The organism is Sphingopyxis sp. OPL5, from assembly GCF_003797775.2.
Classification (GTDB): domain Bacteria; phylum Pseudomonadota; class Alphaproteobacteria; order Sphingomonadales; family Sphingomonadaceae; genus Sphingopyxis.
The window spans coordinates 161,172-186,796 of record NZ_CP060725.1 but is presented as its reverse complement, the minus strand read 5'-3'; the positions used below and the strand labels follow the sequence as shown (position 1 = coordinate 186,796).

The 25,625-nt window shown below is 69.2% G+C and carries 19 protein-coding genes; all 19 read left to right on the top strand.

The window, feature by feature from the left end:
- Positions 1 to 7 precede the first annotated feature (7 nt).
- The 19 genes from EEB18_RS00860 to EEB18_RS00770 are packed head-to-tail and all read left to right on the top strand — an operon-like array spanning position 8 to position 25,556.
- Entirely contained in the window at positions 8 to 1,594 is a 1,587-nt protein-coding gene (locus EEB18_RS00860; RefSeq protein WP_187142447.1) for a phage tail sheath family protein, read from the top strand.
- A gap of 19 nt (positions 1,595 to 1,613) precedes the next feature.
- Entirely contained in the window at positions 1,614 to 2,147 is a 534-nt protein-coding gene (locus EEB18_RS00855; protein ID WP_056350605.1) for a phage tail protein, read from the top strand.
- A 3-nt stretch (positions 2,148 to 2,150) separates the two neighbouring features.
- Positions 2,151 to 2,834 carry a hypothetical protein gene (locus EEB18_RS00850; RefSeq protein WP_187142448.1) on the top strand — a complete coding sequence of 228 codons (684 nt, stop codon included), beginning with the start codon at positions 2,151 to 2,153 and terminating at the stop codon, positions 2,832 to 2,834.
- Positions 2,831 to 3,079 (top strand): hypothetical protein, encoded by a 249-nt coding sequence (locus EEB18_RS00845; RefSeq protein WP_187669056.1) that lies wholly within the window; start codon positions 2,831 to 2,833, stop codon positions 3,077 to 3,079. Before EEB18_RS00850 ends, EEB18_RS00845 begins: the two co-directional genes overlap by 4 nt.
- Complete coding sequence (locus tag EEB18_RS00840; protein ID WP_187669055.1) at positions 3,055 to 3,747, top strand: hypothetical protein; 693 nt, start codon at positions 3,055 to 3,057, stop codon at positions 3,745 to 3,747. The genes EEB18_RS00845 and EEB18_RS00840 overlap by 25 nt, the downstream gene beginning before the upstream one ends.
- Positions 3,744 to 5,021: a DUF4255 domain-containing protein gene (locus tag EEB18_RS00835; RefSeq protein WP_187142189.1), complete on the top strand. Its 1,278-nt coding sequence runs from the start codon at positions 3,744 to 3,746 to the stop codon at positions 5,019 to 5,021. Before EEB18_RS00840 ends, EEB18_RS00835 begins: the two co-directional genes overlap by 4 nt.
- Positions 5,018 to 6,910 (top strand): ATP-binding protein, encoded by a 1,893-nt coding sequence (locus tag EEB18_RS00830; RefSeq protein WP_187142188.1) that lies wholly within the window; start codon positions 5,018 to 5,020, stop codon positions 6,908 to 6,910. Before EEB18_RS00835 ends, EEB18_RS00830 begins: the two co-directional genes overlap by 4 nt.
- The gene (locus EEB18_RS00825) at positions 6,907 to 7,161 is read left to right on the top strand and encodes a hypothetical protein (protein WP_187142187.1); all 255 of its coding nucleotides are present in this window, start codon (positions 6,907 to 6,909) and stop codon (positions 7,159 to 7,161) included. Before EEB18_RS00830 ends, EEB18_RS00825 begins: the two co-directional genes overlap by 4 nt.
- A complete protein-coding gene (locus EEB18_RS00820; RefSeq protein WP_187142186.1) occupies positions 7,158 to 10,682 on the top strand; it encodes a DUF4157 domain-containing protein in 3,525 nt (1,174 codons plus the stop codon). Before EEB18_RS00825 ends, EEB18_RS00820 begins: the two co-directional genes overlap by 4 nt.
- Positions 10,679 to 11,332 (top strand): hypothetical protein, encoded by a 654-nt coding sequence (locus tag EEB18_RS00815; protein ID WP_056350620.1) that lies wholly within the window; start codon positions 10,679 to 10,681, stop codon positions 11,330 to 11,332. The genes EEB18_RS00820 and EEB18_RS00815 overlap by 4 nt, the downstream gene beginning before the upstream one ends.
- Positions 11,333 to 11,345: 13 nt before the next feature.
- Complete coding sequence (locus tag EEB18_RS00810; protein ID WP_056350622.1) at positions 11,346 to 11,651, top strand: hypothetical protein; 306 nt, start codon at positions 11,346 to 11,348, stop codon at positions 11,649 to 11,651.
- Positions 11,648 to 12,805, top strand: coding sequence for a hypothetical protein (locus tag EEB18_RS00805; protein ID WP_056350624.1), 1,158 nt, complete (start codon positions 11,648 to 11,650; stop codon positions 12,803 to 12,805). The genes EEB18_RS00810 and EEB18_RS00805 overlap by 4 nt, the downstream gene beginning before the upstream one ends.
- Entirely contained in the window at positions 12,802 to 13,320 is a 519-nt protein-coding gene (locus tag EEB18_RS00800; protein ID WP_187142185.1) for a phage baseplate assembly protein V, read from the top strand. Before EEB18_RS00805 ends, EEB18_RS00800 begins: the two co-directional genes overlap by 4 nt.
- The gene (locus EEB18_RS00795; protein WP_056350627.1) at positions 13,317 to 13,655 is read left to right on the top strand and encodes a hypothetical protein; all 339 of its coding nucleotides are present in this window, start codon (positions 13,317 to 13,319) and stop codon (positions 13,653 to 13,655) included. The genes EEB18_RS00800 and EEB18_RS00795 overlap by 4 nt, the downstream gene beginning before the upstream one ends.
- Entirely contained in the window at positions 13,652 to 14,011 is a 360-nt protein-coding gene (locus EEB18_RS00790; protein ID WP_187142184.1) for a GPW/gp25 family protein, read from the top strand. Before EEB18_RS00795 ends, EEB18_RS00790 begins: the two co-directional genes overlap by 4 nt.
- Entirely contained in the window at positions 14,008 to 16,530 is a 2,523-nt protein-coding gene (locus EEB18_RS00785; RefSeq protein ID WP_187142183.1) for a baseplate J/gp47 family protein, read from the top strand. Before EEB18_RS00790 ends, EEB18_RS00785 begins: the two co-directional genes overlap by 4 nt.
- Positions 16,530 to 19,577 carry a putative baseplate assembly protein gene (locus EEB18_RS00780; protein ID WP_187142182.1) on the top strand — a complete coding sequence of 1,016 codons (3,048 nt, stop codon included), beginning with the start codon at positions 16,530 to 16,532 and terminating at the stop codon, positions 19,575 to 19,577. Before EEB18_RS00785 ends, EEB18_RS00780 begins: the two co-directional genes overlap by 1 nt.
- A complete protein-coding gene (locus EEB18_RS00775) occupies positions 19,570 to 21,843 on the top strand; it encodes a hypothetical protein (RefSeq protein ID WP_187142181.1) in 2,274 nt (757 codons plus the stop codon). Before EEB18_RS00780 ends, EEB18_RS00775 begins: the two co-directional genes overlap by 8 nt.
- An 11-nt stretch (positions 21,844 to 21,854) precedes the next feature.
- Positions 21,855 to 25,556 carry a DUF6519 domain-containing protein gene (locus EEB18_RS00770; protein WP_187142180.1) on the top strand — a complete coding sequence of 1,234 codons (3,702 nt, stop codon included), beginning with the start codon at positions 21,855 to 21,857 and terminating at the stop codon, positions 25,554 to 25,556.
- Positions 25,557 to 25,625 lie beyond the last annotated feature (69 nt).

Here is a 25,625-nt window from a genome sequence, read left to right as displayed (position 1 = left end):
TGCTGCCATGCCCGTGTCCGTGACCTATCCTGGTGTCTATATCCAGGAACTGCCATCGGGAGTGCGCACCGTCAGCGGCGTCGCGACCTCGATCGCGGCCTTTGTCGGGCGCGCGCTGCGCGGTCCGGTGAACCAGCCGCTGACTTGTTTCAACTATGGCGACTTCACGCGCCGCTTCGGCGGCCTGTGGGCGAGCGGCCCGATGTCCTATGCGGTCGACGATTTCTACGGAAACGGCGGCGGACAGGCCGAGATCGTGCGCCTGTTCAAGCCCAACGCCCCTGATGACGACGGCATCGCATTGCTCGAAATCGGCGCGCTGGCGCTGCGCGCCGCAAGCCCGGGAAGCTGGGGCAATGCGCTGGCGGGCACCGCGACCCACCCCGACATCGCCGACCCGGTCGGTGCGGCGGCCGCCGCCGTCAAATATGGCCTCGACGTCGCCGACCTGTTCGACATCCGCATCGAGGACAAGACGACCGGCGCGGTGGAAATCTTCCGCAACCTCACCGTCAAGGCCAGCGGCGGCGCACGCCGTTTCGACCGCGTGCTCGCCGCCGAATCGAGCCTCGTCCAGTGCCAGCTCAACATCGACGGTACCCCGAAGCTCGGCAACCGGCCGTCGAACAATGCGACCGGCGCCGGCGCCGACGGCAACGACGGCGCGGCGTTGCTCGACACCGACTATATCGGTGACGCCGCGACCAAGACCGGCATCTATGCGCTGAAAAAAGCCGACATCTTCAACCTGCTCTGCATCCCGCCCGACGAGCGCGACGGCACCTTGCCGCGCACGGTGAACGAGAAAGCGGCGCAATTTTGCAAGGACGAGCGCGCGGTCCTCATCGTCGATCCCCCCGCCGACTGGGACGACAAGCCCGACGAGGCGGCGGGGCTGGTCAAGACGAAGCAACTCGACGGCGCGACCTCGGTGCTCTCGCTCTCCTTCGCCGACAATGCCGCGCTCTATTTTCCGCGCATCCTGCGCCGCGATCCCAAGCGTGGCGGCCAGATCGACAGCTTCGTCCCGTGCGGCGCGGTGGCGGGAATCATCGCCCGCACGGATACCAACCGCGGCGTCTGGAAATCGCCCGCCGGCATGTCGGCGACGCTGGCGGGGGTCGAGGGGCTGTCGGTCAAGCTGACCGACGAAGAGAACGGCCTGCTCAACCCGATCGGGGTCAATTGCCTGCGCAGCTTTCCCGGCACCGGGCTGACGGTGTGGGGCGCGCGCACGCTACGCGGGTCCGACCAGCTCTCCGACGACTATAAATATCTCGCGGTCCGGCGCCTCGCGCTGTTCATCGAGGAAAGCCTGTATCGCGGCACCCAATGGGTGGTGTTCGAGGGCAATGACGAACCTTTGTGGGCGCAGATCCGCCTGTCGGTCGGCACCTTCATGCAGCGATTGTTCAAGCAGGGCGCCTTTCAGGGGACCAGTCCGCGCGACGCCTATTTCGTCAAATGCGACGGCAGCACGACGACGCAGGACGATCGCAACCAGGGCATCGTCAACATCGTCGTCGGCTTCGCGCCGCTGCTGCCGGCCGAATTCGTCGTCATTTCCATCCAGCAGATCCGCAACGCGGCCTGACCCATAGGGGAGAGCGATCATGGCACCACCTTTCAGCGTCAACGCCGAGCGGCGCGACCCGTACAAGACGTACAAGTTCCGCCTCCGCCTGCCCGACGGCGCCTATCTCGCGGGGCTCAGCAAGATGAGCGCGCTCAAGCGCAGCACCGAAGTCGTCAAGTTCCGCGAAGGCGGCGACCCGTCGACCTCGCGCAAGTCGCCGGGCCAGACCGAATATGAAGCGGTGACGCTCGAACGCGGGGTCACCCACGACACGACGTTCGAGCAATGGGCGAACAAGGTGTGGAACTTCGGCTCGGGGCTCGGCGCCGAGGTCTCGCTCAAGGATTTCCGCAAGGACCTCGTCCTCGAAATCTACAACGAGGCGGGGCAACTCGCGCTCGCCTACCGGCTGTTCCGCTGCTGGCCCTCGGAATTCGTCGCCTTTCCCGACCTCGACGCCTCGGCGAGCGCGGTCGCGATCCAGACGCTCAAGCTGGAGAATGAGGGCTGGGAACGCGACTATGACGTCGCCGAGCCTGCCGAGCCGAGCTTCACCGAACCGACGTTGTAACCGATGCGCCGGTTCACCGCCCTGGAGCTGATCGAGATCAGCGAAAGCGGCGCGTCGCTGGGACCCGCCGGCCGCGGGCTGTTGTTGCTCGCCGCCGGAGGCTGGCCCCGCGATGCGGCCGAAGCGCTGCCCGTCGGTGCCCGCGACCGCGCCTTGTTCGCGGTGCGCGCGGCGCAGTTCGGGCCGCGCATGGAGGTCGCGCAGGCCTGCACCCATTGCGCTGAGACGATGGAGTTCGCGCTCACCGCCGCCGATCTCGGGCGTGACGCCGCGGCTGACGCGGGCGCCCTTGTCGCGACGGTCGATGGTGTCGCGGTCCGCGCGATCAACGCCGGCGACCTCGCGGCGTGCGAGCAGGCCGGCGAAGCGGAATCAGCGCGGCAAATCCTGCGCAGCCGCGTCGCACCCGATGGCGACAAGATCGACGACGACCGCCTCGACGCCATTCTTGCCAATCTCGACCCCGATACCGAACTCGACATCGCGGCGGCCTGCCCGGCGTGCGGCGGCGAACAGGCGCTGGCCTTCGATATCGCCGCCTTTTTCTGGGACGAACTGTTGCTGCGCGTGCCGCGGCTGCTCGACGATGTCGCCGACCTCGCGCACGCCTTCCACTGGTCCGAACGCGACATTCTGGCGCTGACCGCGTCGCGGCGCAGCTTTTACCTGTCGCGGGTGCGCGCATGACCGGCCTGCTCGCCCGCATGGCGGCGCGCGCCACTGGCGAAATGCCCGTCGCGGCGCCGCGCATCCCGACGCGTTTCGAACCGCTGCCCGAGGATAGGGGCCTGCCGCAACCCGCGTCCGCGCCGGATGAGGCGCCCGGGCCGCCGACGCTGCCATCCCCCGCCGCCATCCGGCCGATCCCCCGTGGCCGCGCCCGCGCCGGCGTCTGTCCCCCGCAGCGATGGCTGCCGAATCCGTGCCGCTGACGCCCGCTGCGATGCCCGCCGCCGCGTCGCCAGCCACCATTCCGGCGGCGCCGATCGCCACGCCGGCCCCTGCGGCAGCGTTGCAGCGCCGCGCCGCGCCCGCGCCCCATGCATCCGGCCCGCCGCCCGCGCCCGCCGATGCACCGCGCCCGGTCGCGGGTGAGGCCCTCCCGGCGGTCGAAACCGCGCCGTTGCCCGATGAGCACGCGCGTCCGCGTGCTGCGGTGCGGATAGGGAGCACCACGATGACGCCTTCCGCAAGCCCGGAAATGCAGCCATCTCCGGTCGACGCGGCCTCCTCTGCCGATCCGATTTACGCCGAAAACCGTCTGGCCCCGCCCGCCGCTGCCTTGTCGGACGCGGTGCCGCCGCCGCCCGTCGCCCCGGCGGAGCAAACCGCGACCTCGCTCCATGACGCGCCCGGGCCCGCCAACCGCATCGTGCCGATCGAGGCGACGTCCCCCACCGATCGCGCCCCGGCGTTGCCCACACATCCCGCCGTTCCGCGCGCCGCTTCGCCGGCGCCCGTCGCCGCCCCGCCGGTGGTCGAAATCCATATCGGCAGCGTCGAGGTTCGCGCCGCGCCGCTTGCCGCCGCGCCCGCCGCGCCATCGGCACCGACATCGACCTCGCTCGACGCCTTCCTTGCGCAGGGGAGGGGACGATGAGCAATTTTCGCGCCCTCGCCGTGGTCACCGCGACGCTCGAACATGTGCTGCAGGATGCGGCAAACCAGGCGGTCGGGCAGGCCGATGTGCGCGTCGGCGCCCCGACCGCGAAGCTCGCCGAGGACGGCAGCCCGCTGATCAACCTCTTCCTCTTCCGCGTCCTGCCCAACACCCAGCATCGCAACGACCATTTCCCGTCGCGCGACGGCGGCGGCAATCAGCGCACCCGCGCGCGCATCCATCTCGACCTTCATTATGTGCTCAGCTTCTATGGCGATGCCGCCAAGTTCGAACCCGAGCGGCTGTACGGCGCCGCCGCGCTCGCGCTGGACCATGCGCCCGGCCTGTCGGTCGCCGCGATGGAGGCGGCGAGCGCCGATGCCGCGAACCAGACGATATTGGCCGCCGCCGATCTCGCCGCCGAGGGGCGGGCGATCGGTCTCGAACCCGAACAACCCTCGCTCGAGGACTGGTCGAAGCTGTGGTCGGTCTTCTTTCAGGTGCCCTATGCGCTGTCGGCGACCTATGTCGTGCGCAACGTCGCGATCGAGACGCAGGACGATCCCGGCCCGCCGACCCCGGTCGCGACCCCCGAAATCTTCGCGGCGCCGATGGGGCCGCTGCAAATCCGCAGCATCGGACCATCAGAGGGCCAGACCGGCCCCGCGCCATGGGGCGGCACGCTGCACCTCACCGGCACCGGCATCGCCCGCTTCGGCAACAGCCTGCGCATCGACGGCCAGCCGTTGACGCTCGATGAGGATGCGATCTCGGGCGACGCGCTCGCGCTGCCGCTCGACGCCGCATTGTTCGGCGGCGTGGTGCCCAGGGCGGGCGCGCATCAGCTTGAGGTGGTCGCCGCGCCGGTCGATCCCGCGATGCCCGAGCGGCTGCGGCGCGGCTCGAACGTCGTCGCCTTCGCGATCCTGCCGGTTATGACCCAAGTCGCCGCGGCGACCGGGCCGGGCAGCGCCGCCGGACTGCGCTCGGGGACCGTTACCGTCGACATCGATCCGCCGCTGCGCGCCGGCCAGTCGGCGACCCTGCTGCTCAACGCCTTCGGCCCCGGCCAGCTCGGCAACGCCGCGATCGAGGTGGTCGCACCCGCGGCCTTCCCGGTGAGCCAGCTAGACTTCGCCTTCACCGACCTCGTCGCCGGGGATTATCTCGCCCGCGTCGATGTCGACGGTTTCGCCTCGCAGCCCGAGGTCGGTATCGATCCCCAGCAACCCAACTTCGGCCGGATCATCGGCCCGCTGGTCGACCTGTCGTGACGGCAACGGCGAAATTGCGGCCGCTCGCCGATGCCTTTGCCGCTGTGGCGGGCTGGCTCGACGGCGGCAAGGCGGCGCCGCCGCGCACCCGCGCCGATGTGATCGCCGAACGCTTCGGACTCGACGCCTTCGGGCGCAACCTGTTGCTGCTCGGGGCCTGGGCCGCGCTCGATCCGGTCGCGGGCGACAGGATCGCGGCGCTGCACGGCGACCCGGGCCGCACCGTGCCGTCGCTCGGGCTGGCGCTGGTCAAACTGCCCGGCGCGAACTGGTCGGCGCTCGGCGCCGACGCGCCGCTGCGCGGTTTCGGCCTGATTCGCATCGACAGCCGCGAAGGACTTGGCGCGACACCCTTTTCGCTCGCCGAGGCGCTGCTGCTCGCGCTCGTCGACGCGCCGTCGCTGACCGAGGAACTGGCGCTGCAGGCGCGCCGCGTCGATCCGCCCGCAACCCTGTCGCCATCGCGCCAGCGCCTCGCCGATGCCGTCGCGCTGCGCATCGTCGGCGAACCCGACATGACGCTGCAACTCTGCGGCGCCGACCCGCTCGGCAAGGAACAGGCCGCCGCCGCGGCGCTCAAGGCGGCGAAGCGGCCGCTCTACGCCATCGGCGCCGCGGTCCTGCCCGGCGCGCCCGCCGATATCGCGCGGCTCGCGCAATTGTGGCGCCGCGACCTGATGCTGACCGGCGGCGCGCTGTTCGTCGATGCCGACCGGCTGAGCGATCCCGCGCCGCTCGCGCTCTTCGCCTCGCTGCTCCGGCAGCCGCTGATTGTCGGGGCGCCCGATGCGCTGGCCTTGGGTCAGGCGCCGACGGTGCGGCTCGACATGCCGCGGCTGACCGCGCAGGAACAGGTGCCGCTGTGGCGCGATCGACTTGGTCCCTATGCGAAGAAGCTCAACGGGACCATCGAGCGGCTCGCCGGCCATTTCCCGGTGTCGCCCGAACTCGCCGAGAGCGTCGCCGCCGAACTCGCGGTGCTCGCGCCCAACCCGGCGGCGAAGCCAAAGAAGGGGGCGCCCAAGATCGAGGATATCGCCTGGGATGCCGCGCGGCGGTTCGCGCGCCCGCGTATGGAGGACCTCGCGCGCCGCATCGACAGCGAGGCGAAGTGGAACGACCTCGTCCTGCCACCGGCGCAAAAGGACGTACTGAAGGCGATCATCGCGCAGGTCCGCAACCGCCCGACCGTTTACGAAAGCTGGGGTTTCGCCAAACGCAGCGCCGGGCGCGGGCTGGGGATCAGCGTGCTCTTCTCCGGGCCGTCGGGCGCCGGCAAGACGCTCGCGGGCGAAATCCTCGGCGCCGAACTCGGGCTCGACGTCTATCGTATCGACCTGTCGTCGATGATGTCGAAATGGATCGGCGAGACCGAGAAGAACCTCCGCCGCCTGTTCGACGCCGCCGAGGAGGGGGCGGCGATCCTCCAGTTCGACGAGGCCGACGCATTGTTCGGCAAGCGCGGTGAGATCAACGAAAGCCGCGACCGTCACGCCAATATCGAGGTCAGCTACCTGCTCCAGCGGATCGAGGAATATCGCGGGCTGTCGATCCTGACGACGAACTTTCGTTCGAACATCGACAGCGCCTTCCTGCGCCGGCTGCGTTTCATCATCGATTTCGATTTTCCGGGGCAGACCGAGCGCGCCGAAATCTGGCAGCGCATCTTTCCCCAATCGACCCCGCGCGCCGCGCTCGATTTCGACCGCCTGTCACAGCTCAACCTGTCGGGCGGCTCGATCCGCAACGTCGCGATGGGCGCCGCCTTCGCCGCCGCCGATCGCGGCCACGACGTCGGCATGGCGCATATCCTGTCCGCCGCGCGGCTCGAATATGAAAAGAGCGGGCGCTCGCTGACCAGCGCCGAGCTCAAGGGATGGCTGTTGTGACCGCGCCCGCGCGCATCCGCCTGACGATCGACCGGCTGACGCTGGTCGGCGTCGCGCCCGGCGATGCGGCGGCGGTGCGCCGCGCGCTCGTCGCCGCGGTCGAGGCGCGGCTCGCCGGCGCCGATCTGGCGACGCTGACCGGCGACCGTTCGCGCCTGTCGCTGACGATCGCGCCGGTTCACGGTCCCGCCGCGCTCGGCCATGCGGCGGGACGCGCGATCGGCGGCCAATTGGCGGGGGCAGGGCGATGAGCACCGCCCACGCCGTCGCCGCGAAGACCCATGCTGCGCCGAAGACGGCCCCCCCGGTGATGCGCGCCGCGGCGCCCCAAGCCCGCTACGCACCGCCGCCGATCGCCTCGCTTGCTGCCATTCCCGCCGTCCAGCGCGAATGCGACAGCTGCGAGGCCGAGGACAAGGAACCCGGCCTTCAGCGCCGCACCAACGCAGCGGCGGCCGCGGCCTCGGTCCAGCGCAAATGCGCCGCCTGCGACAGCGAAGAGCAGGAAAGCGGCGTCCAGCCGCGGCTCGAAGTCGGGCCCGTCGGCGACCGCTACGAACAGGAAGCCGACGGCATCGCCGCGCAGGTGATGGCGATGCGCGATCCCGACACCGCGCCGGTGGATGCCTCGACGACCGGCGGCGCGGTGCAGCGGGCGTGCGGCGCCTGTTCCTCCTCGTCCGAAGAACCCCGCGCCCGCCGCTTCGCCGATCCGGAGGAGGAAAAGGCGGACAAGGTCCGGGCCCGCCGCGACGGCGGCGACGAAACCATCGCGGCGTCGGATACCCAATTGACCAGCGGCGGCAGCGAACTGCCCGCCGCGACGCGGAGCTTTTTCGAAAGCCGCATGGGCCGCGATCTCGGCGACGTGCGCGTCCACAGCGGCGGCGACGCGTCGGCGAAAAACGCCAGCATCTCGGCGCGCGCCTTCACCTACAAGAACCATGTGTGGCTCGGCGCCGGCGAAAGCGCCGCGCCCAGCTTCACGATGGCGCATGAACTCGCGCATGTGATGCAACAGACCGCGCCGGGGCCGGTCGGACCGGGCGTGGCCCGCCGTCCCGCCAGCGCGGCGCACCCGCGCGTCCGCCGCGCCAGCGTGCCCTTCTGGCTCCCCGCCGAATTCACGCTGCCGGGCGCGGCAGAGCCGGTGTCGGCGCTGATGACCAACACCGGCAAGCATAATGCCGCGGTCACCGCGCTCGCCAAGGCCAACAGCGGCTCGAATATCCTGACCGAGGTCATGATGCCCAACGCCAAGGCCGATGGCGCGGGTTGCGGACTCTGCGGCTTTGCCGACCTGTATCGCTCCGATCAGGGCACCGTCCCCGGCGTCGAACTCGATTGCGGCAAGACCGAACCGCCGACCGCACCGAAAGCGGCGGCGGGCCTGAAAGTCTTCGATGCCACCACAACGTCGAGCTGCGCCTTCGCCGCGAAGGGAGCGGCGGTCGCGGGGGCCTCGACGGGCAGCGGGCGGGCGCCGACGCTGGCCGCCGGCGCGCCGGTCGGCAGCATCTCGGGCATCCAGCTTGCCGACATGAAGCCCGGTCACAATGAATCGGCGCGCGCCAAGGGCGTCGAGCAGATCAACAGCTATTTCGACGGCATGACGCTGGTGCGCGACAAGGCGCGCGCGGGCGGCGGCGCCAGCATCTATCAGTTCGGCAATCCGAAATTGATGCCGCAGACGCTGATGCCGAACATCCCGGGCAAATGGGATCCCAACCAGACGGGCGGCGACTGGCCGGTCAACAATATCCGGCTGCACATGGGGCCGCTCAACGATTTTTCGCCGCCGGGAATCAAGGGCCGCTGGTCGATCGCCAAGGACCCGATCAACAGCGGCATCTGGACCTATTTCCTCGCCCCCGAACCCGCCAGCCTCGCCGCCGCGATGAAGACGCCCGAGGCGAAGAAACATGGCGTGAAATCGGCCAAGGCCAAGATCGACAAGATCATCGGCTGCCTGACCGCCCCGCCGTCGAGCCGCAAGGCGGCGTGCAAGCGGCCGCTGCCGAAGGCCCATCGCCGCCCGCTCGCCCGCTCGGCCGCGCCCGTTCGCGTCCAGCGCAAGACCCCGGTCCCCAAGACCGACCATTTCAACCTCGAAAACTGGAACAATCTGCGCCGCGGCACGGCGGGGAGCGGCAAGGGCGTCAGCCTCAAGACGCAACTCGACAAGGATTTCAAAAAGGACGTCCGCGAAAAGATCCGCTTCCAGGGGCGCGCCATCGAATCGATCGACTGGATGAAAAAGTCGCTCGGCGTCGAACGCCCCAAACCCAAGGATTCGGACGCCATGGTCGCGGGCCGCGACCTGCTCGAAAAGATGATGTTCTGGGCCGGCGAAACCCCGGTGGGCGACGTCGCGCGGATCTTCGGCATCCTGCGCAAGACCCTCGGCGGCGTGTTCATCAAGGCGGCGCAGGCCTATGAAAAGGTCAAGGCGAAGTTCCACGCGACCTTCAAGGGCGCGCCGTTCAAGACGTCGAACAGCTCGCCCGCCGCGCAGGCCGCGATGCGGGTCGCCAAGGCGGTCTTCATGACGATCGGCAAGATCGTGATCGCCAAGACCACCTCCGCCGTCGTCAAATGCATCGAAAGCGGTTTCGTCAATTTCATCAAGTCCAAGGTCGAGGGCGGGCTCGAGGATCTTCTGGCTCAGGCCGCCGAAGCAGAAAAATTCATCACCCAGATCAAGGACGATATCTTCGCGACGATCGAGACCGAGTTCGGCGCGATCATCAAGCCGTTCAAGGACGAACTCGACGAGATCGTCAGCGGTGCCAAGATGATCGCCAGCATCACCGGCGCGGTGGTCGAGGCGATCAAGGTCGTCCGCCTCGGATTCTGCCTCGCCGGGCTGGGGGCCGCAGGGGTCGGCGCGATAGTGACCTGCATCCTGTCGCTGGCCGACTATGTCGCGTCGAAATTCGGCTATTCGCCGCTCGACTGGCTCGTTCAGCGGATGATGAAGAGCTGCCCCGCACGCCAGGTCATGGCCAAGGCGATCCTCGCGGTCGACACGGTGCGCAAGCTGCCGACCGTGCTGGCGCAGAAGATCCTGACAAAACTCAAGGAGATCTTGCCGGCGCCGATCCAGCCGATGCTGTGCGACATCGACAAGATGGTGGCCGAGGACGTCGAACTGAAGGACTATCAGTGCAAGACGGGCGCCGGCGACGAGTCCGACGGCGAAGGCGAAGGCGAAGGCGGCGGCAGCGGCGACGGCGGCGGACCGGCGGCGCAGGAGGGCGATGCCGCCGATGGCGGCGGCAGCAAGGGCGAAGAGCAGGGCGGCGAGACGCCGGCCAAGGACAGCGGGCAAAGCGGATCGACCGGCACCCCGGGCATCGCGGGCGGCGGCGGCGAAGCCGAGAGCAAGGGCGGCGCGTCGCCACCCGCGGGCACCAGTTCGGTCAAGGGCGGCACCGTCGTCACTGGCGATCCCAAGGTCGGCTCGGGCTTCATCGAATCGGGGATCAACTGGCAGCGCGCCTACAACAATGAAAATGTGAAGGTCCGCATCACGATCAACCTCGGCGATCGCATCATCCGCGACCAGCCCTGTACGATCCGTGTCGTCAACCTCGGCCCCGCCGAAGGCGGCGGCAAGCTTGCCTATTTCTACTTCCCCGACGATGCCGAACTGAAAAAGACCGAAGGCACGTTCGTCATCACCTTGCCGGGCCAGGATCCCTATAACTGGAGCCCCAATCGCGGGCCCAAGCACAGCGCGGCTTTCCCGATCCGGGGGAGCGGGAAATGACCAACTTCCCCGGCTCCCCCAAAACGATCAAAGGCGCCATCGTCGGGCTCGACCTGTTCAACCCGCTCGCCTCGGTCGCGATCTTCCAATATAATCCCGAACAGATTTCACGCAGCCTGACGCCGCAATATTCGGAGGCCGGGGGCGGGCGTGCCGAGGCGCTGCGGCTCGCCGGGCCGCCGACCGAAACGATCAGCGCCAACCTCAGCCTCGACCTGATCGACCAGATGGAACGCGGCGACGCCGGGCCGCTCGGCGCCGGCATCACCGGCTATCTCGCGGCGATGGAAATGCTGGTCTATCCCAAATCGCTGCTCGTCGCGGCGAACCAGATATTGCTGCAGGTCGGCACGATGGAGGTGATCCCGCCGGTCGCCCCGCTCACCCTGTTCATCTACGGCTGGAAACGCGTCGTGCCGGTGAAGATCGAAAGCCTGTCGATCACCGAGACGATGCACGATCCCGACCTCAATCCGATCCGCGCCGACGTCGCCGTGTCGATGAAGGTGCTCACCTACAATGATCTCGCGGTCACCCACCCCGGCTTCTGGGCGTTCATGGCGCACCAGGTGGTCAAGGAGGTGCTCGCGACCGTCGCCAGCGTCGACAATGTCGGCGCGATGCTCGGCGGCGATGTGAAACTGTTCTGAAAGGCCACACCGCATGTTCACGCTCACCAGCCGTTATGCCCATCAGCCGGTGCTCGCCGCCGACCGCGGCGACGGGGTGACGGTGCGTTACGTGCTGCCGCGCATCCTGCCCGACCCCGCTGACACGCTGATCGCGACGCGCCACCGCGCCGTCGACGGGGACCGCATCGACCTGCTCGCCTGGCGCAACCTCGCCAGCCCGACCGCCTGGTGGATGATCGCCGATGCCAACCGGGTGACCCATCCCGCGGCGCTGCCCGGTCAGCCGGGCGACATCACGCTGATCCCCGTGCCGGGGACGGGAAGGGTAGCCGGATGAGCCTGCTCGGCAACATCCTCGGTATCCGCCTCAACCTGTTGATCGGGCCCAGCCCGGTCGCGCTGCCGGCGCCCGCCGACGTGATGAATGCGATCGCCGACCTCGAGGTCAAGCTGACCGACACCACCGAATCGGGCTTCAAGCTGTCGATCAACACCGGGCGCACCGGTCCGACCGATTTCCTCGAATCGCCGCTGATCATGCACCCGCAACTCCAGCGCGGCTGCCGCGCGATCGTCACCATGATCTTCGACGTCATTCCCTATGTGATCTTCGACGGGCTGGTGACCAAGCGCGAATATACGCCGGGCAACAGTTCGCGGTCGGGGGTGCTGACGCTGTTCGGCCGCGATCTCAGCATGGAACTCGACAAGGAGGTCAAGCAGACCGAGCATCCGGCGATGGACGAAACGATGATCGCGACGCTGATCGCCGTGTCCTATCCGCAGTTCGGCATGCTGCCGATGGTGCTGCCGCCCAAATTCATCGACCCGCCGATCCCGATCGACCGGGTGCCGCAACAAAGCTGTTCGGACTGGGCCTATCTGCACCAGATGGCGCGCCGCCATGGCTATGAAACCTATATCGACCCCGGCCCGGTGCCGGGGATCAACACCCTCTATTGGGGGCCGCCGGTCAAGCCGGGGGTGCCGCAACGCACGCTGACGGTCGACATGGGGCCGGGGTCCGACGCCTATGACGTCACGACGTCGGAGGACGACACCGTGCTGACCTCGGTCGAGACCAAGGTGCTCGACCGGATCACCGGGGTCGAAATGCCGGTGATCGCGCTCGTCGGCAGCAATCCGCCGCTCGGCGCAATCCCCGAAACCGTCGCGCGGTTCGGTTCGACGCGCAGCGAGCCGATCACCACCACCGGGCTCAACATCGGCCAGGCGATGGGGCAAGCGCAGGCCAAGATCGACGAAGGCGCGAAAAAGGCCTTCACCGTGTCGGGCACCCTCGATTCGACGCGCTACAACGCCGCGCTCAAGGCACGCGACCTGGTGTTCCTGCGCGGCGCCGGGCTCAGCTATGGCGGGCTCTACAAGGTGTCGGAGGTCCGCCACCTGATCAGGCCGGGCAGCTATGAGCAGCAGTTCATGCTGACCCGTGGCGACCGCCTGCCGATGGCGCCGATGGTGCTGCCATGAACCCCGCCGACGCCTGCCCGACCTTTTACGGCAAATATCGCGGCACGGTCGAAAACCCCGCCGACCTGCAGGGCATCGGCCGTATCCAGGTCAGCGTGCCGGGGGTGCTCGGCGACGGCACGCTCGCCTGGGCGATGCCGTGCCTGCCCGGTGCCGGCCCCGGCGTCGGCCTCTACGCGATCCCGCCCAAGGGCGCGAAAGTGTGGGTCGAGTTCGAGGGCGGCAATCCCGACTATCCGATCTGGTCGGGCGGCTTCTGGGACCTTGGCGACACCCCCGCGCCGCCGGGACCGGTCGGTTTCCTGACCAAGGCGTGGAAGGGGGAGAATTTCAGCCTCGAAATCTTCGACATCCCCGGCGCCCCGACGCTGGCGCTCGAACTCACCACCGCGATGGGGCCCGCCAAGATCGAGGCCGATCCCACCGGCCTCACCATCACCCACGGCGCCAGCACGGTGAAGCTCGCGATCGACGGCGTGTCGATCAACGGCGCCAATTTGAAGATATTGCCATGACGATCCCGCTCGTCACCATGGCCTCGGTCGCCCAATGCCCGCACGCCATCCCCGGCACCTTGTTGTCGTCGGCGTCGAAGGTGCTGGTCGTTGGCGCGCCGCCGCTGGTGATGGGCGACAAGGGCATGGTCGCGGGCTGCCCGTTTCAGCTTCCCGCGGGTCCGACGCCGTCACCCTGCGTCACGCTGCAACTGCTCGGCGCGTCGAGCAAGGTGATGGTCGAGGGCAAGCCCGCGCTCAAGATGAACCCCGGCGACCTCGGCATCGCCGCGACCCAGGCGCCGCAGGGTCCGGTCGTGTGGGCGAGCGTCCAGACGAAGGTGCTCGCGCTATGACCCACTTCGGCTTTCCCTATCGCATCGACGCCAATGGCGGCACCGCGGGCGCGGCGCATGAGGCGCATATCCGCGAGATGATCGAGCTGTTGCTGTTCACGCGGCGCGGCGAACGCGTCAACCGCCCCGATTTCGGTGCCGGGGTCAACGACCTTATCTTCTCCGAAAACGCGCCCGAACTCGCGGCGGCGGCGCAGCATATGGTGATGGCGGCGCTGCAACAATGGCTGTCGGGCGCGATCGAGGTACGCGGGGTCGAAACCGCCGCCGAGGACAGCCGCCTCGCGATCACCGTCCGCTACCGTCCGCTCGACGAGGCGCGCGAGCGCGTCGTCACCGTGGAGCAGGTGTTTTGACCGCCGCCTTCCAATATTGCGGCACCGAGCGCCGCCGCCAGCGCGTCGCCGAGGCGAATGTCGACACCGGCGGCGGGGTGCTGCTGAACGGAATCGACTATCTCGAGGTCGTCGACCGCGACGCGCCGACTCCTGAGCTGCGCCAGCGGCTGCTGACGCTCGTCTTCCTGCGCGACGACGGCGTTCTCGCGGCGGGGGTGCCGTTGCTCGACGCCGACAATTTTCGCATCGACGGCGGCACCCGCGTCACCGGCATCCGCGTCACCGATGTCGCGGCGGGGCCGGTGGCGCACAGCCTGACGCTGACGCTCGACGCCGCGGGCGATTATTCGCCCTATCGGCTGTCGGTGCGGCTCGGGGCGGTCAATGACACGGTGCCGCCCTTCCTCGACCCGATGCTCGCCGCGCTCGATTTCAGCTTCAAGGCCGAATGCCCCTCGGCCTTCGACTGCGCCGCGCCCGATGGGCCCGGCGCGCCGCGCGCCTTCGGCCCGCCGATCGACTATCTCGCCAAGGATTATGACAGTTTCCGCCAGCTGATGCTCGACCGCATGGCGGTCAGCCTGCCGGGCTGGACCGAACGCAGCCCCGCCGACCTCGGCGTGACGCTGGTCGAGGCGCTGGCCTATGCCGCCGACCAGACGAGCTGGTTCCAGGACGCGGTGGGGACCGAGGCGTTTTTTGGTCGCGCCCGGCTGCGCCAGTCGATCCTCCGCCACGCCCGGCTGCTCGGCTACAGCGCGTCCGAAGGCTGCAATGCGCGGGTGCCGGTGATGGTCACCGCGCGGTCGAATGTCACGCGCGCCGCGGGGCAGCCGCCGATCCTGCCCGTCGGCACCCGCCTGCTGACCAGCCCGACCGATCTTCCCGCGACCTTCGCGCCGGTCCAGCCGCGCGATCCCGAGATTTTCGAGGAACTGGTCGGCGGCGGCGCGCTGGTCTTCGAAACGCTGCAGGACCTGCGCTCGCTGCGTGTCGCGCGCAACGCGATGCGGCTCCACGACTGGGGCGATGCCGCCTGCTGCCTGCCCGCCGGGTCGACCACCGCCTTCCTCGTCGGCACCCGCGCAGCGCTCGGCCTCGCGCGCGGCGACCTGATCCTGTTCAAGGAACGCATCCCGTTCGGCGGCGGCGAGGCCGACCCGCCCGATCCGGCGCACCGCCAGCTCGTGCGGCTGTCCGCCGACCCGGTCGATGTCGTCGATCCGGTGATGGCCAAGGCGCTGGTCCGCATCGACTGGTTCGCCGACGACGCGCTGACCTTCCCGCTCAACCTCACCCCCAATGGCGCGCTGGCGCACGGCAACATCATCCTCGCCGACGAGGGCCGCACGATCGACTATGGGCTGACCCCGGCCCAGGCGCGCGAGGACGGTATCGCGGTCGGTGGCCCCGACCGCTCGGGGCTCGCGCCCGACGACGGCCCGGGCGCGCTGCTCCGCTACCGTCTCGCCGCCGACGCGATCGTCCATGGCGTCGGCTACGATGGCGAGGCCGCGCGGGGCCAGTCCGCGCGCGTGGCGCTTGCGCCCGCCGGCCAGCCGCTCGCCGCGGTCGAACTTGCCGGCGACGGCGAAAGCTGGCGCGCGGTGTCCGACCTGCTCGCCTCCGATCCCTTCGCCCCCGAATTCGTCATCGAGGCCACCGACGCCGCCCATTATGCGCGCTTCGGCGACGGCTCGGCGGGGCGGCGCCCGACCGACGGCGCGGCGATGACCGCGCGCATCCGCCACGGCGGCGGCCGCCGCGGCAACATCGGGATCAACGCGATCGCGCATGTCGTGACCGACGACGGCGGCGCAATCGCGGGCGTTCGCAATCCCTTGGCGGGTATCGGCGGCCGCGACCGCGAACCCGCCGCCGCGATCCGCATCGCCGCTCCGCAGCACTTTCGCAAACAACGCCGCGCCGTCACCCCCGCCGACTATGTCGCCGCCGCCGAGACGCACGCGCAAGTGCAGCGTGCCTATGGCGAACGGCGCTGGACCGGCAGCTGGAACACCATCTTCCTCGCGATCGACCGCCGCGGCGGCGGCGCGGTCGACGAGGCGTTCGAAGGCGCGCTGCGCGATCATCTCGCCAGCTATCGCCTCGCGGGTCACGACCTCGAAATCGTGCCGCCGCGCTTCGTGCCGCTCGACATCAGGCTTTTCGTCTGCGTCTGCTCGGATCATTATGCCGGCGATGTGGAGCGCGACCTGCTCGACATCTTCTCCGCGCGGCTGATGCGCGATGGCCGGCCCGGCTTCTTCCATCCCGACAATTTCAGCTTCGGCGACAATATCCTGCTCTCACCGATCATTGCGCGCGCGATGCAGGTGACCGGGGTGCAATGGATCGGCACGCGCGACGGGGCAGGGGCGGTCAAGGGCCGCTTCGGGCGGCTCGACCAGCCCGCGATCGATTTTGCCGACGACGCCGAAATTCCGATCGCACCCAACGAGGTCGCGCGGCTCGACAATGACCCGACCTTCCCCGATTTCGGGCGCATCGCCTTTCTGATGGCGGGAGGACGCTGATGGCGCACAAGCCCCCCGCCAATATCTGCGGCGCGACCGATCGCGACGAAAAGCGCCCCGACAACCGCCCGGGGCTGGCCTCGATCGCCTATCGCATCGGCACCTATCCCGAATTCATCGACCGTATGTTGTGGCAATTGCCGCGCCAGACCGTGATCGACCCCGACAGCAAGGCCGCGCTCCAGCCGCTGGCGGATTTGCGCACGCGCGCGACCGACGATCCGACGATCGCGTTGTTCGACGGTTTCGCGGCGACGCTTGACGTGCTCAGTTTCTACAGCGAGCGCGTCGCCAACGAAGCCTATGTCGGCACCGCGACGCAGCGCCGCTCGCTCGTCGAAATGGCGCGGATGATCGGCTACGAGCCTGCTCCCGGGGTCGCGGCGTCGGTCGCCTTGTCCTTCACCGTCGAGGCCTCGGACGACCCCTATCGCGCCGTCGAGATCCCGATCGGGGTGCAGGCGATGTCGGTTCCGACGCGCAAGGGCGAATTGCCGCAGGTGTTCGAAACCGTCGCCCCGATCACCGCACGCGCCGAATGGAATGCGATGCCGGCGCGCACGCTGTACCAGCAGCCGCTGGCGCTGTTCCACGATAGCGGCAATCCCGCTCATGCCGACAACGGCAGTATCTTCCTCTTCGACCTCGACAATAGTTTCAAGCTGCCGGTGCCGGGCGAGCCGCTGGAACCCGGGCAGGTGGCGCCGCGCCTGTTCAGCGACGTCGCGGCGCTGGCGCCCTATCATCCGATCGACGGCGACACCGACCTTGCCGGCGAACTCGCCGAACGGATCGCCGCCCATGCGCTGAATCCCGAGGTCGAACCGGTGCTGCGCGCGCTGCCGGTCGACGAGATATATTTGCGCGGCACCGGGCTGGGTCTGCGGCCTGGTCAGCGGATCGTCGTCGTCGGGGTCATCGTCGCCGCCGACGACACCCGGCAGGTCGCGGCTTCGACGCTGCGCGTGGTCAGCGCGGCCGACGATCGCGACTTTGGCGTCACCCGGCTCATCGCGACGCGCGGCGGCGAAACGCCCGACGCGGTGAAACGATCGCCCGCGCGCCGCTCGCCGCGCTTCAAACGGCTGGCGATGCCGACCGTGCGGCTCGCGTTCACCAGCGACACGGTGAAGACTGTCGTGCGTCAGGCGGTGTGGACCGGTCCCGCGCTCACCGCGCTGGTCAAGAGCCAGTCCTGGTCGCGCGTCAAGCTGATGCATCTCGTTCGCCGCCAGAAACAGGTCGACGCGCCGCAAACCTCCGAAGCGCGGCCGGGCCTCTATGTGCTGCGCGACGATTGCAGTTTCTTCGGCTCAGCCGCGCCCAAATATGCCTCGCTCCCCGCCGGTCATGGCCATGGCGCCAGCTGGGATTCGGGCGACGTGGCGATCTGGACCGACAGCCAAGGCAACCTGCTGACCGGCGCCCATGTCTTCCTCGAACGCGAGGTGAAGGAGATCGTGCCCGACGGCTGGGCGGCGATCGAGACGCCCGAGGGCGAGGCGATGGTGTTCCGCGTCGCGGCGGTGGCGACGCAATCGCGCGCCGACTTCGCGCTCACCGGCAAGAGCAGCGGGGTCAGCTTCCGCCAGCCCGACGGCAGCGCGCTTACGATCCCCGCGCCGGGCGACGCGTCGCCGCTCAACGACTTCCTGTTCCGCACCGCGCATCTCTTCGGCGCCAGCGCGCCGCTCGCCCTCGCCGGTACCCCGATCCGCGACGACGTTGCCGCGGGCGCCGACGCGATCGACCTTGACGCTCTTTATCTGGACCTCGTCGATGGCCAGACGATCTCGATCGCCGGCGATCGCAGCGACGCCGACGGCCTCGCGGAAAGCGAGACGCTGACGGTCAGCGACGTCGTCCATATCGGCGGCTTCACCCGCCTGCTGCTCAAGAGCGGACCCGAATACAGCTATCGCCGCCCGACCGTTACCGTGAACGCCAACATGGCCGCCGCGACCCACGGCGAGACCTATGAAGAGCAGTTGGGTTCGGGCGATGCCGCGCAGATCTTCCAGCGCTTCAAGCTGACCAAGGCGCCGCTGACCTATGTCAGCGCCGAGACGCCGACCGGCCGCGCCTCGTCGCTCGCCATCCGCGTCGACGGGCTGCTGTGGCACGAGGTCGCGACGCTCTACGACGCCGGCCCCGACGACCGCGTCTATGCGGTACGCGGCGAGGATGACGGCAATACATGGGTCCAATTCGGCGACGGCCTGCGCGGCAGCCGGCTGCCGACCGGACAACTCAACATCATCGCCAGCTATCGCGCCGGCATCGGCCTCGCGGGCGAGGTCGCCGACGAGGCGATCATCCAGTTGAAGACCCGCCCGCTCGGTATCCGCTCGGTGGTCAATCCGAGCCGCGCGAGCGGCAGCGCCGCGCCCGAAAGCCTCGCCGACATTCGCCAGGGGGCTCCGCGCGATGTCAAGACGCTGGGGCGCATCGTCTCGTTGATCGACTATCGCGATTTCGCCGCGAACTTCGCCGGGGTCGGCAAGGCTTTGGCCGCGCAGCTCTGGTCGGGCAGCCGCCAGCTCGTCCTCGTCAGCATCACCGGCACCAGCGACGTCATTCTCGACGACGATGCGCCGGTCATCGCCAACCTCCAGGCCGCCGCCGACGCCGCGCGCGACCGGTCGCACCGGCTCGTCGTCATGCCCGCCGCGCGGCGCTTCTTCCAGCTGGCGGCGCGATTGTTCCACCACGCCGACCATCGCGCCGAGGATGTCGAACTCGCGGCTAGGGCGCTGCTGCTCGACACCTTCGGCTTCGCGCGCCGCAATATCGGACAGGTCGTCAGCGCCGCCGAAGTCATCGCGGCGTTGCAGGCGGTGCCCGGCGTCGTCGGGGTCGATCTCGACCAGCTCGCGCTGATCTCCGACGGCGGTGCGCCGGTTGGCGCGGCGAACCTCGCGACCGTGCTCCCGGCACAGGGCGCGCGGCCCTTGTCCGCGACCGAAAACGCCGATTTCGCCGCCGCCGAACTCGTCACCCTGCTCGAAGCCGGCATTACGCTGACCGTGGAGGCCGCCCGTGCATAATCGTCCGCCCGTGCCGCTGATCGAACTGCTGCCGCAGCATCTGCGCAACCGCGACGCGGGCGAGGGCCGGGCGCTCGAAGCGCTGATGGGGCTGCTCGCCGGCGAGCTCGCGGTGGTCGAGCGCGACCTCGACCAGCTCTACGACAATTGGTTCATCGAAAGCTGCGAGCCGTGGGTCATCCCCTATCTCGGCGCGCTGATCGGCGCGCGGCCGATGCGCAGCTTCGGCGCCGGCGAGGTGGGGCTGCGCAGCTATATCGCCAACACGCTCGGCTATCGCCAGGCGAAGGGCACCGCCGCCGCGATCGAACAGATCGCGCGCGATGTCACCGGCTGGCCGGTCGTCGCGGTCGAATTTTTCCAGAAGCTGATCTGGAGCCAGCACGTCAACCATGTCCGCCCCGGTGCGCTCGGCACCGCGTCGATCCGCGATGCCGAGGCCGCGCGGCTGAGCGAGGGGGCGTTCGGCACCGCATGTCACAGCGCCGCCGCCGGACCCGCCGACAGCCTGTCGGGGCGCCACGCGATCCCGCACGTCGGGCTGTTCATCTGGCGGCTCGACGCCTTTCCGCTCGGCTTCCTCTCGAACGCGGCGGCGGGCTATGTCGGCGGGCTGGTGCCGTGCGCTTCCGCCATCGGTCCGGGCTTCCGCCATTTCGACCCGCTCGGCGCCGACCGCGGCTTGTTCAACCGGCCCAAGGCCGACCGCTCGATCGCCGGGCGCGTCGATATGCGCATGGTTCCCGCACCGCTCGACCGGCGGCTGCTCCACCGCGACCTCAACCGGCTCCGCGACGGTGGACGGAGTGGCTGGTTCGACGAGGCGCCGGTGCTGCGCATCCGGCTCGGCGGCGCCGAGGTGCCGCCCGAGCGGCTGCACAGCTGCAACCTCGAAACGCGCGACGATGGCGGCGGCAACCCGACCTGGCGGCGGCCCGAACAGGCCGGGCACGTCCTGTTCGACCCCGAACTCGGCCGCCTCGCGCTCCACGCCAGCGACGAGGGCAAGGCGGTCGAGACGAGCTGCGCCTTCGCCGCGCCCTTCGCCATCGGCGGCGGCCCTTACGACCGCAGCGCGAGCTTTGCCGCCTGGCGCGAGGAGCTTTTCGTCGAGGGCGGGCCGCCGCCATGGGTGATCGGCGTGTCGGCGCGCGCCGAGGACCAGACCGACAATCTGCTGCAGGGCGGGGTGGTCGTCGCGTCGCTCGCCGAAGCGATCACTCGCTGGAATGCGGCGTCGGGCGCGGGCACGCGCGGGCTGATCCTGATGCTCGACAATGCGAGTTATGCCGAGGACCTCAGCGATGCCGCGCATATCCTGAAGATTCCGGCGGGCGCACGGCTGGCGATCGCGGCGATGGCCTGGCCGACGGTCGAACGGGCGGGCGGGGTGATCGAACGCGACCTCACGGCGCTCGCGCCGATGTATCGCCGCCCGCATATCCGCGGTGACCTGCGCGTGCGCGGCATCGCGCCGGGGGCGGGGCAGGAGGCCGGACGGCTCATTCTCGACGGTCTGCTGGTCGAGGGCGAGGTGGCGATCATGGCGGGCGTGCTCGGCTCGCTCGATCTGCGCCACTGCACCATCGGCGCCTCGGCGGCGGGGCTGGCCAAGGGGCTGCGCGTCCTTTCGCAAAATGGCGAGCTGGCGATCGCTGTCGACCATAGCATCACCGGCCCGCTCGCGCTCGGCCCGGCGGGCGGCGGGCTTCGCGTGGCAGACTCTATCGTCGGCGAGGATCGCGACCTGCAGGCCGATCCCGACCTGCTCGCTCTTGTGATCGATGCGCCTGCCGCGGACGTCGACATCGCGCGCAGCACGATCTTCGGGCGGACCATAGTCCGCTCGATCGAGGCCGAGAACAGCCTGTTCCTCGGCACCGCGCGCGCCGCGCAGCGCCAGCGCGGCTGCGTGCGCTTCTGCTACGCGCCGCTCACCTCGCGCGTCCCGCGCCGCTACCGGTGCCAGCCCGACATGGTCATCGCCGACGCCGAGCAGGGCGCCCCGGCGCCCTTGCCCGAAACCGAGAAGCGGCGCCTCGCGCGCAGCGTGACGCCGATCTTCGCGGCCAGCGCTTTTCCCGCCAGCGCTTTCGGACAGCTCGCGCTCGCCTGTCCCGATGCGGTCGTGGCCGGCGCCTTCGGCGGCGCCGAAATGGGCGCCGGTTTCAGCGCCGGCGTGCCGTTCCGGCGCGCCAATCTTGACGACATGCTCGACGAATATCTGCCGTTCGGACTGGTGGCGGCACCCCTGTTCCAGACCTGAGGACAAAGACGATGACTGGCGATTTCACCCGCGACACCTTCCGCCCCGCCAAGGGGTACAGCAGCGTGCGGATGCAGCAGGGGCGGCTGTTCACCGACGCCGACTGGAACGAAGGGGGCGACATCCACCGAGGCGCGCTGCGCACCACCGCGCGCTCGGTGATCGGCGCCAGCGGTTTCCCGGAGGACGCGCCCGGCTTCGCCATCCTCGCCGGGGCGGGCGCGCAAACCCTGCTGATCGGTGGCGGGCAGGCCTATGTCGACGGCATCGGCCTGTCGTACGCCGCGCCGGTCCGGCTGGCGCTGACGCGGCAGTCGGGGGCGGGCGCGGCGACGCGCTGGCGGGTCGATGGCGGCGCTCGGGTGGCGGTCGGCGACTATCTGGTGCTCGCGGGCAGCACGCTCGCGCAGGCGGTGCGCGTCGCGACCCTGCTCGACGATGTCGACGGTCTCCAGACCTTCAACGCCGCGGCGGCGCTGTCGGCGGCGAACGGCATCGCCGCCGACCTGTATCGCAGCGCCGAAAGCCAGCCCTTCTGGCCCGCCAATGCGCTGCCTCAGGCCCAGGGCGACTATCTCGCCTATCTCGACGTCTGGGAACGGCCGGTCACCGCCGCCGACGATCCGCTGATCCGCGAGAGCGCCTTCGGCGGCCCCGACACCGCGATCCGCGACCAGATCGTCTGGCAGGTCAAATTCGCGAGCTTCGCCGATCTGATCGCGGCGAATGCGGCGACCGCGCCGATCAGTTGCACCAGCTTCGCCCCCGGCTGGTCGCCCTTCGGCCCCGCGGCGGCGGGGCGGATGGCGGCGCGCGCCCGCGCCGCGGCGGCGGTCGCCGATCCGTGCGCGCTCCCCGCGACCGGCGGCTATCGCAGCCTCGAAAACCATCTTTACCGCATCGAGGTTCACAATGGCGGCGCGGCCGGCGGGCGCTGGAAATGGTCGCGCGACAATGGCATTCACGAGGCGCGCTATGCCGAGATCGACAATGGTGCGCTGATCCTCGACAGCCTCGGCCCCGACGAGCCGAGCGCCCTGAAGCGCGACGATTGGGTCGAGATCGTCGACGAGGCCCGGCTGCTCAGCGGCCAGCCGGGCTTCTTCGCACGCCTTTCGGATATCAACGGCACCCGTGCCAGCCTGGGCGAAATACGCCACCCCGACACGCTCGTCGCGCTCACCGACGGATCGGGCGCCCCCGACCTTGGCGGACTGCCCGCGCGCGGCATCGTTCGGCGCTGGGAGGGCGGCCTGCCGATCAACATCGTGCCCGGCGGCTGGGTCGCGGTCGAGCAGGGGGTCGAAGTCTTCTTCGCCGCCGGACGGCTCGCGACCGGCGACCATTGGCAGGTCCCGGCGCGTTCGCTCGCCGCGACGATCGAATGGCCGACCGACGAGGCGACGGGGGCGGAGGCACTGCTGCCGCCGAAGGGGATCGTCCACCATTATGCCGCGCTCGCGCTGGTCAACCGCGCGGCGAACGGCACATGGTCGGTCGGCAGCGACTGCCGCAACATCTTCCCGCCGCTCACCGCGCTGCGCAGCTTCCTCTACCTCGGCGGCGACGGGCAGGAGGCGATGCCGAACCCGCTCGCGCCGGCGACGCGCCTGCCGCTCGCCGCACCGCTCCGCGTCGGGGTGATCCGGGGCAAGACGCCGTTGCCGGGGCTCGACGTCGAGTTCGAGATCACCGACGGCGATGGCCGCCTCGGCCCCGAGGCCGACAATCTGAAGGTCCGCAAGGCGACCACCGGTCCCGACGGCGTCGCGACGATCGACTGGTTGCTCGACGCCGTAATGCCGAACCAGCGCGTCGTCGCGCGCCTGCTCGACGCCGCGGGCAATCCGACCCACCTGCCGATCCACTTCGACGCCAATCTCAGCACCGCCGCGGCGACCTCGTTCGATCCGGTGAATACCCCGGCGCTCGCGGGCGAGAATACGGTGCAGAAGGCGATCGAAAAGCTCGCGACGCTGACGCAGGTCGGCTGCTCGACCTATGTCATCACCGAAGGCAGCGACTGGGTCGCGATACTGAACTCGATCAAGGATGAAGAGGACGCCGCCATCTGCTTCCAGCGCGGCACCTATGAAACCGACGTGCGGGTCGAACTGACGGGGAAGGGGCATCTCACCATCCATGGCGCCGGTGCGGGGACGCGGATCGTCGCGCGGCGCGTCGAATGCGCGCTCCATTTCGAAGGGTGCAAGAGCGTGACGCTGCGCGACCTCGACGTCGCGGCGCCCGACGGATCGGGCGCGATCGGCAAGATCCAGTTCCGCCAGGGTGTGGTGACGATCCTCGATACACCGACGGTCGAGGTTTCGGGGCTGTCGCTGCGCTGCGGCGGCGGGGCGGAGACCGAGCGCACGGGCCTCGCAATCCGCGGATCGGACGAAAAGCCGCTCGATTCGGTGCATGTGACCAACAACCGGCTCGCGATCGGACTGGCGCAGGACGGCATTCTCGTCACCAATGCGGTCAGCACCGTCATCGCCGACAACGAACTGGCGGTGGTCGCCGGCAAGGCGGGGCTGACACCGGGCCAGCAGCTCGAAAATGCGCGTTGGCGCAAGCATGTGATCAACCTGCTCGTCGCCGATGCCGCCGAGGTCGAGGCCGAGGGCCGCGGGGACAAGCGCTTTTTCCGCGTCGGGACGCTCGTCGCCGAATTCGAATCGCCGATGCCGCAGGCCGAATGGGAAGCACTCTATACCGCCGAGCCGCCGCGCTCCGATGAAAGCCGGACGATCGCCGGGGTCCAGTCCTATATCAAGCGGCTCAGCGATGTCGTCATCGCCGACGCCGACCGGGCACCGACCTTTCGGCGCGCGATCCGCACGCTCGGGACACGCATCGGCGACACGCGCATGGCGGCCCTCGACAACGAGGTGAAGCGCTCGCTGGTGCTAATCGGCGAGCCAGCGGCGCGTACCGAACGCGCGCGCGGCGAGGCGGCGAGCGGCGGCAAGGTGACCGTGCAGGTCGGGTCGGTCGCGGTCAGCTTCGATTCGCCGATCAGCCAGGGCGACTGGAACAAGGCGCTGGATTTGCGGCCCCCGCCCGAAAATGTCGATACTGGCAGGGCGTTGATCCGATATCTTCAGCGTCTCGCTTCGCTGATGGCGTCCAATGACCGCTTCCGCGAAACGCTGCCGACCGCGGTCGCCTGGTTCGGCCGCTTCACCAGCGATATGCCCAGCTATGCGCGGCAGGCGATCACCTGCGGCGGCACGACGCTCACCACCGTGACGATTCGCGGCAACAAGGTTTTCGGTTTCCTGCGGGGTGTCCATGTCGGGGTCAGCCGGAACGATCCGAAGATGATCCGAGCCGGCACGGTCTCGATCGCCGACAATCACCTGTCGCTGCGCAAGCCCGGCGACGACGTCTATGTGTCGATGGGACTGTTCGTCGGCAATGTCGATACGCTGCGGATCCAGCGCAACACGCTCGATTGGGCGGGGCGCGGCGCCAGGACGCCAATCCAGCACGGCATCCGGGTGTGGGGCGACATCGGCGCCTATCTCAAGATCGCCGACAATCGCATTTCGGTCGGCCGGATCGGCATCGCGGTGCAGCCGATTCTCGAATTCGAAAGTACCAGCCATTTCCTGTGGGTCGCGTCGGACAATCTGGTCGAGAATGTGTCCTCGAACAATGTGATCCGGGCACCGGAGTTTCTGTTGCGCCGCGACAATCGACCCTGAAATTCTCGCCGGATTTCACGAATTTTCTTGAAATTTCGGCGAGAATCGGCCATGTTCCACTTGGCCTTG

What these genes read in the sequence shown, in the direction of transcription:
- EEB18_RS00840 (WP_187669055.1), top strand. Translation starts at nt 3,055, where the DNA reads ATGGCTGCCGAATCCGTGCCGCTGACGCCCGCTGCGATGCCCGCCGCC.
- EEB18_RS00790 (WP_187142184.1), top strand. Translation starts at nt 13,652, where the DNA reads ATGACCCACTTCGGCTTTCCCTATCGCATCGACGCCAATGGCGGCACC.
- EEB18_RS00770 (WP_187142180.1), top strand. Translation starts at nt 21,855, where the DNA reads ATGACTGGCGATTTCACCCGCGACACCTTCCGCCCCGCCAAGGGGTAC.
- EEB18_RS00845 (WP_187669056.1), top strand. Translation starts at nt 2,831, where the DNA reads ATGACCGGCCTGCTCGCCCGCATGGCGGCGCGCGCCACTGGCGAAATG.
- EEB18_RS00820 (WP_187142186.1), top strand. Translation starts at nt 7,158, where the DNA reads ATGAGCACCGCCCACGCCGTCGCCGCGAAGACCCATGCTGCGCCGAAG.
- EEB18_RS00795 (WP_056350627.1), top strand. Translation starts at nt 13,317, where the DNA reads ATGACGATCCCGCTCGTCACCATGGCCTCGGTCGCCCAATGCCCGCAC.
- EEB18_RS00860 (WP_187142447.1), top strand. Translation starts at nt 8, where the DNA reads ATGCCCGTGTCCGTGACCTATCCTGGTGTCTATATCCAGGAACTGCCA.
- EEB18_RS00805 (WP_056350624.1), top strand. Translation starts at nt 11,648, where the DNA reads ATGAGCCTGCTCGGCAACATCCTCGGTATCCGCCTCAACCTGTTGATC.
- EEB18_RS00810 (WP_056350622.1), top strand. Translation starts at nt 11,346, where the DNA reads ATGTTCACGCTCACCAGCCGTTATGCCCATCAGCCGGTGCTCGCCGCC.
- EEB18_RS00855 (WP_056350605.1), top strand. Translation starts at nt 1,614, where the DNA reads ATGGCACCACCTTTCAGCGTCAACGCCGAGCGGCGCGACCCGTACAAG.
- EEB18_RS00850 (WP_187142448.1), top strand. Translation starts at nt 2,151, where the DNA reads ATGCGCCGGTTCACCGCCCTGGAGCTGATCGAGATCAGCGAAAGCGGC.
- EEB18_RS00780 (WP_187142182.1), top strand. Translation starts at nt 16,530, where the DNA reads ATGGCGCACAAGCCCCCCGCCAATATCTGCGGCGCGACCGATCGCGAC.
- EEB18_RS00835 (WP_187142189.1), top strand. Translation starts at nt 3,744, where the DNA reads ATGAGCAATTTTCGCGCCCTCGCCGTGGTCACCGCGACGCTCGAACAT.
- EEB18_RS00800 (WP_187142185.1), top strand. Translation starts at nt 12,802, where the DNA reads ATGAACCCCGCCGACGCCTGCCCGACCTTTTACGGCAAATATCGCGGC.
- EEB18_RS00815 (WP_056350620.1), top strand. Translation starts at nt 10,679, where the DNA reads ATGACCAACTTCCCCGGCTCCCCCAAAACGATCAAAGGCGCCATCGTC.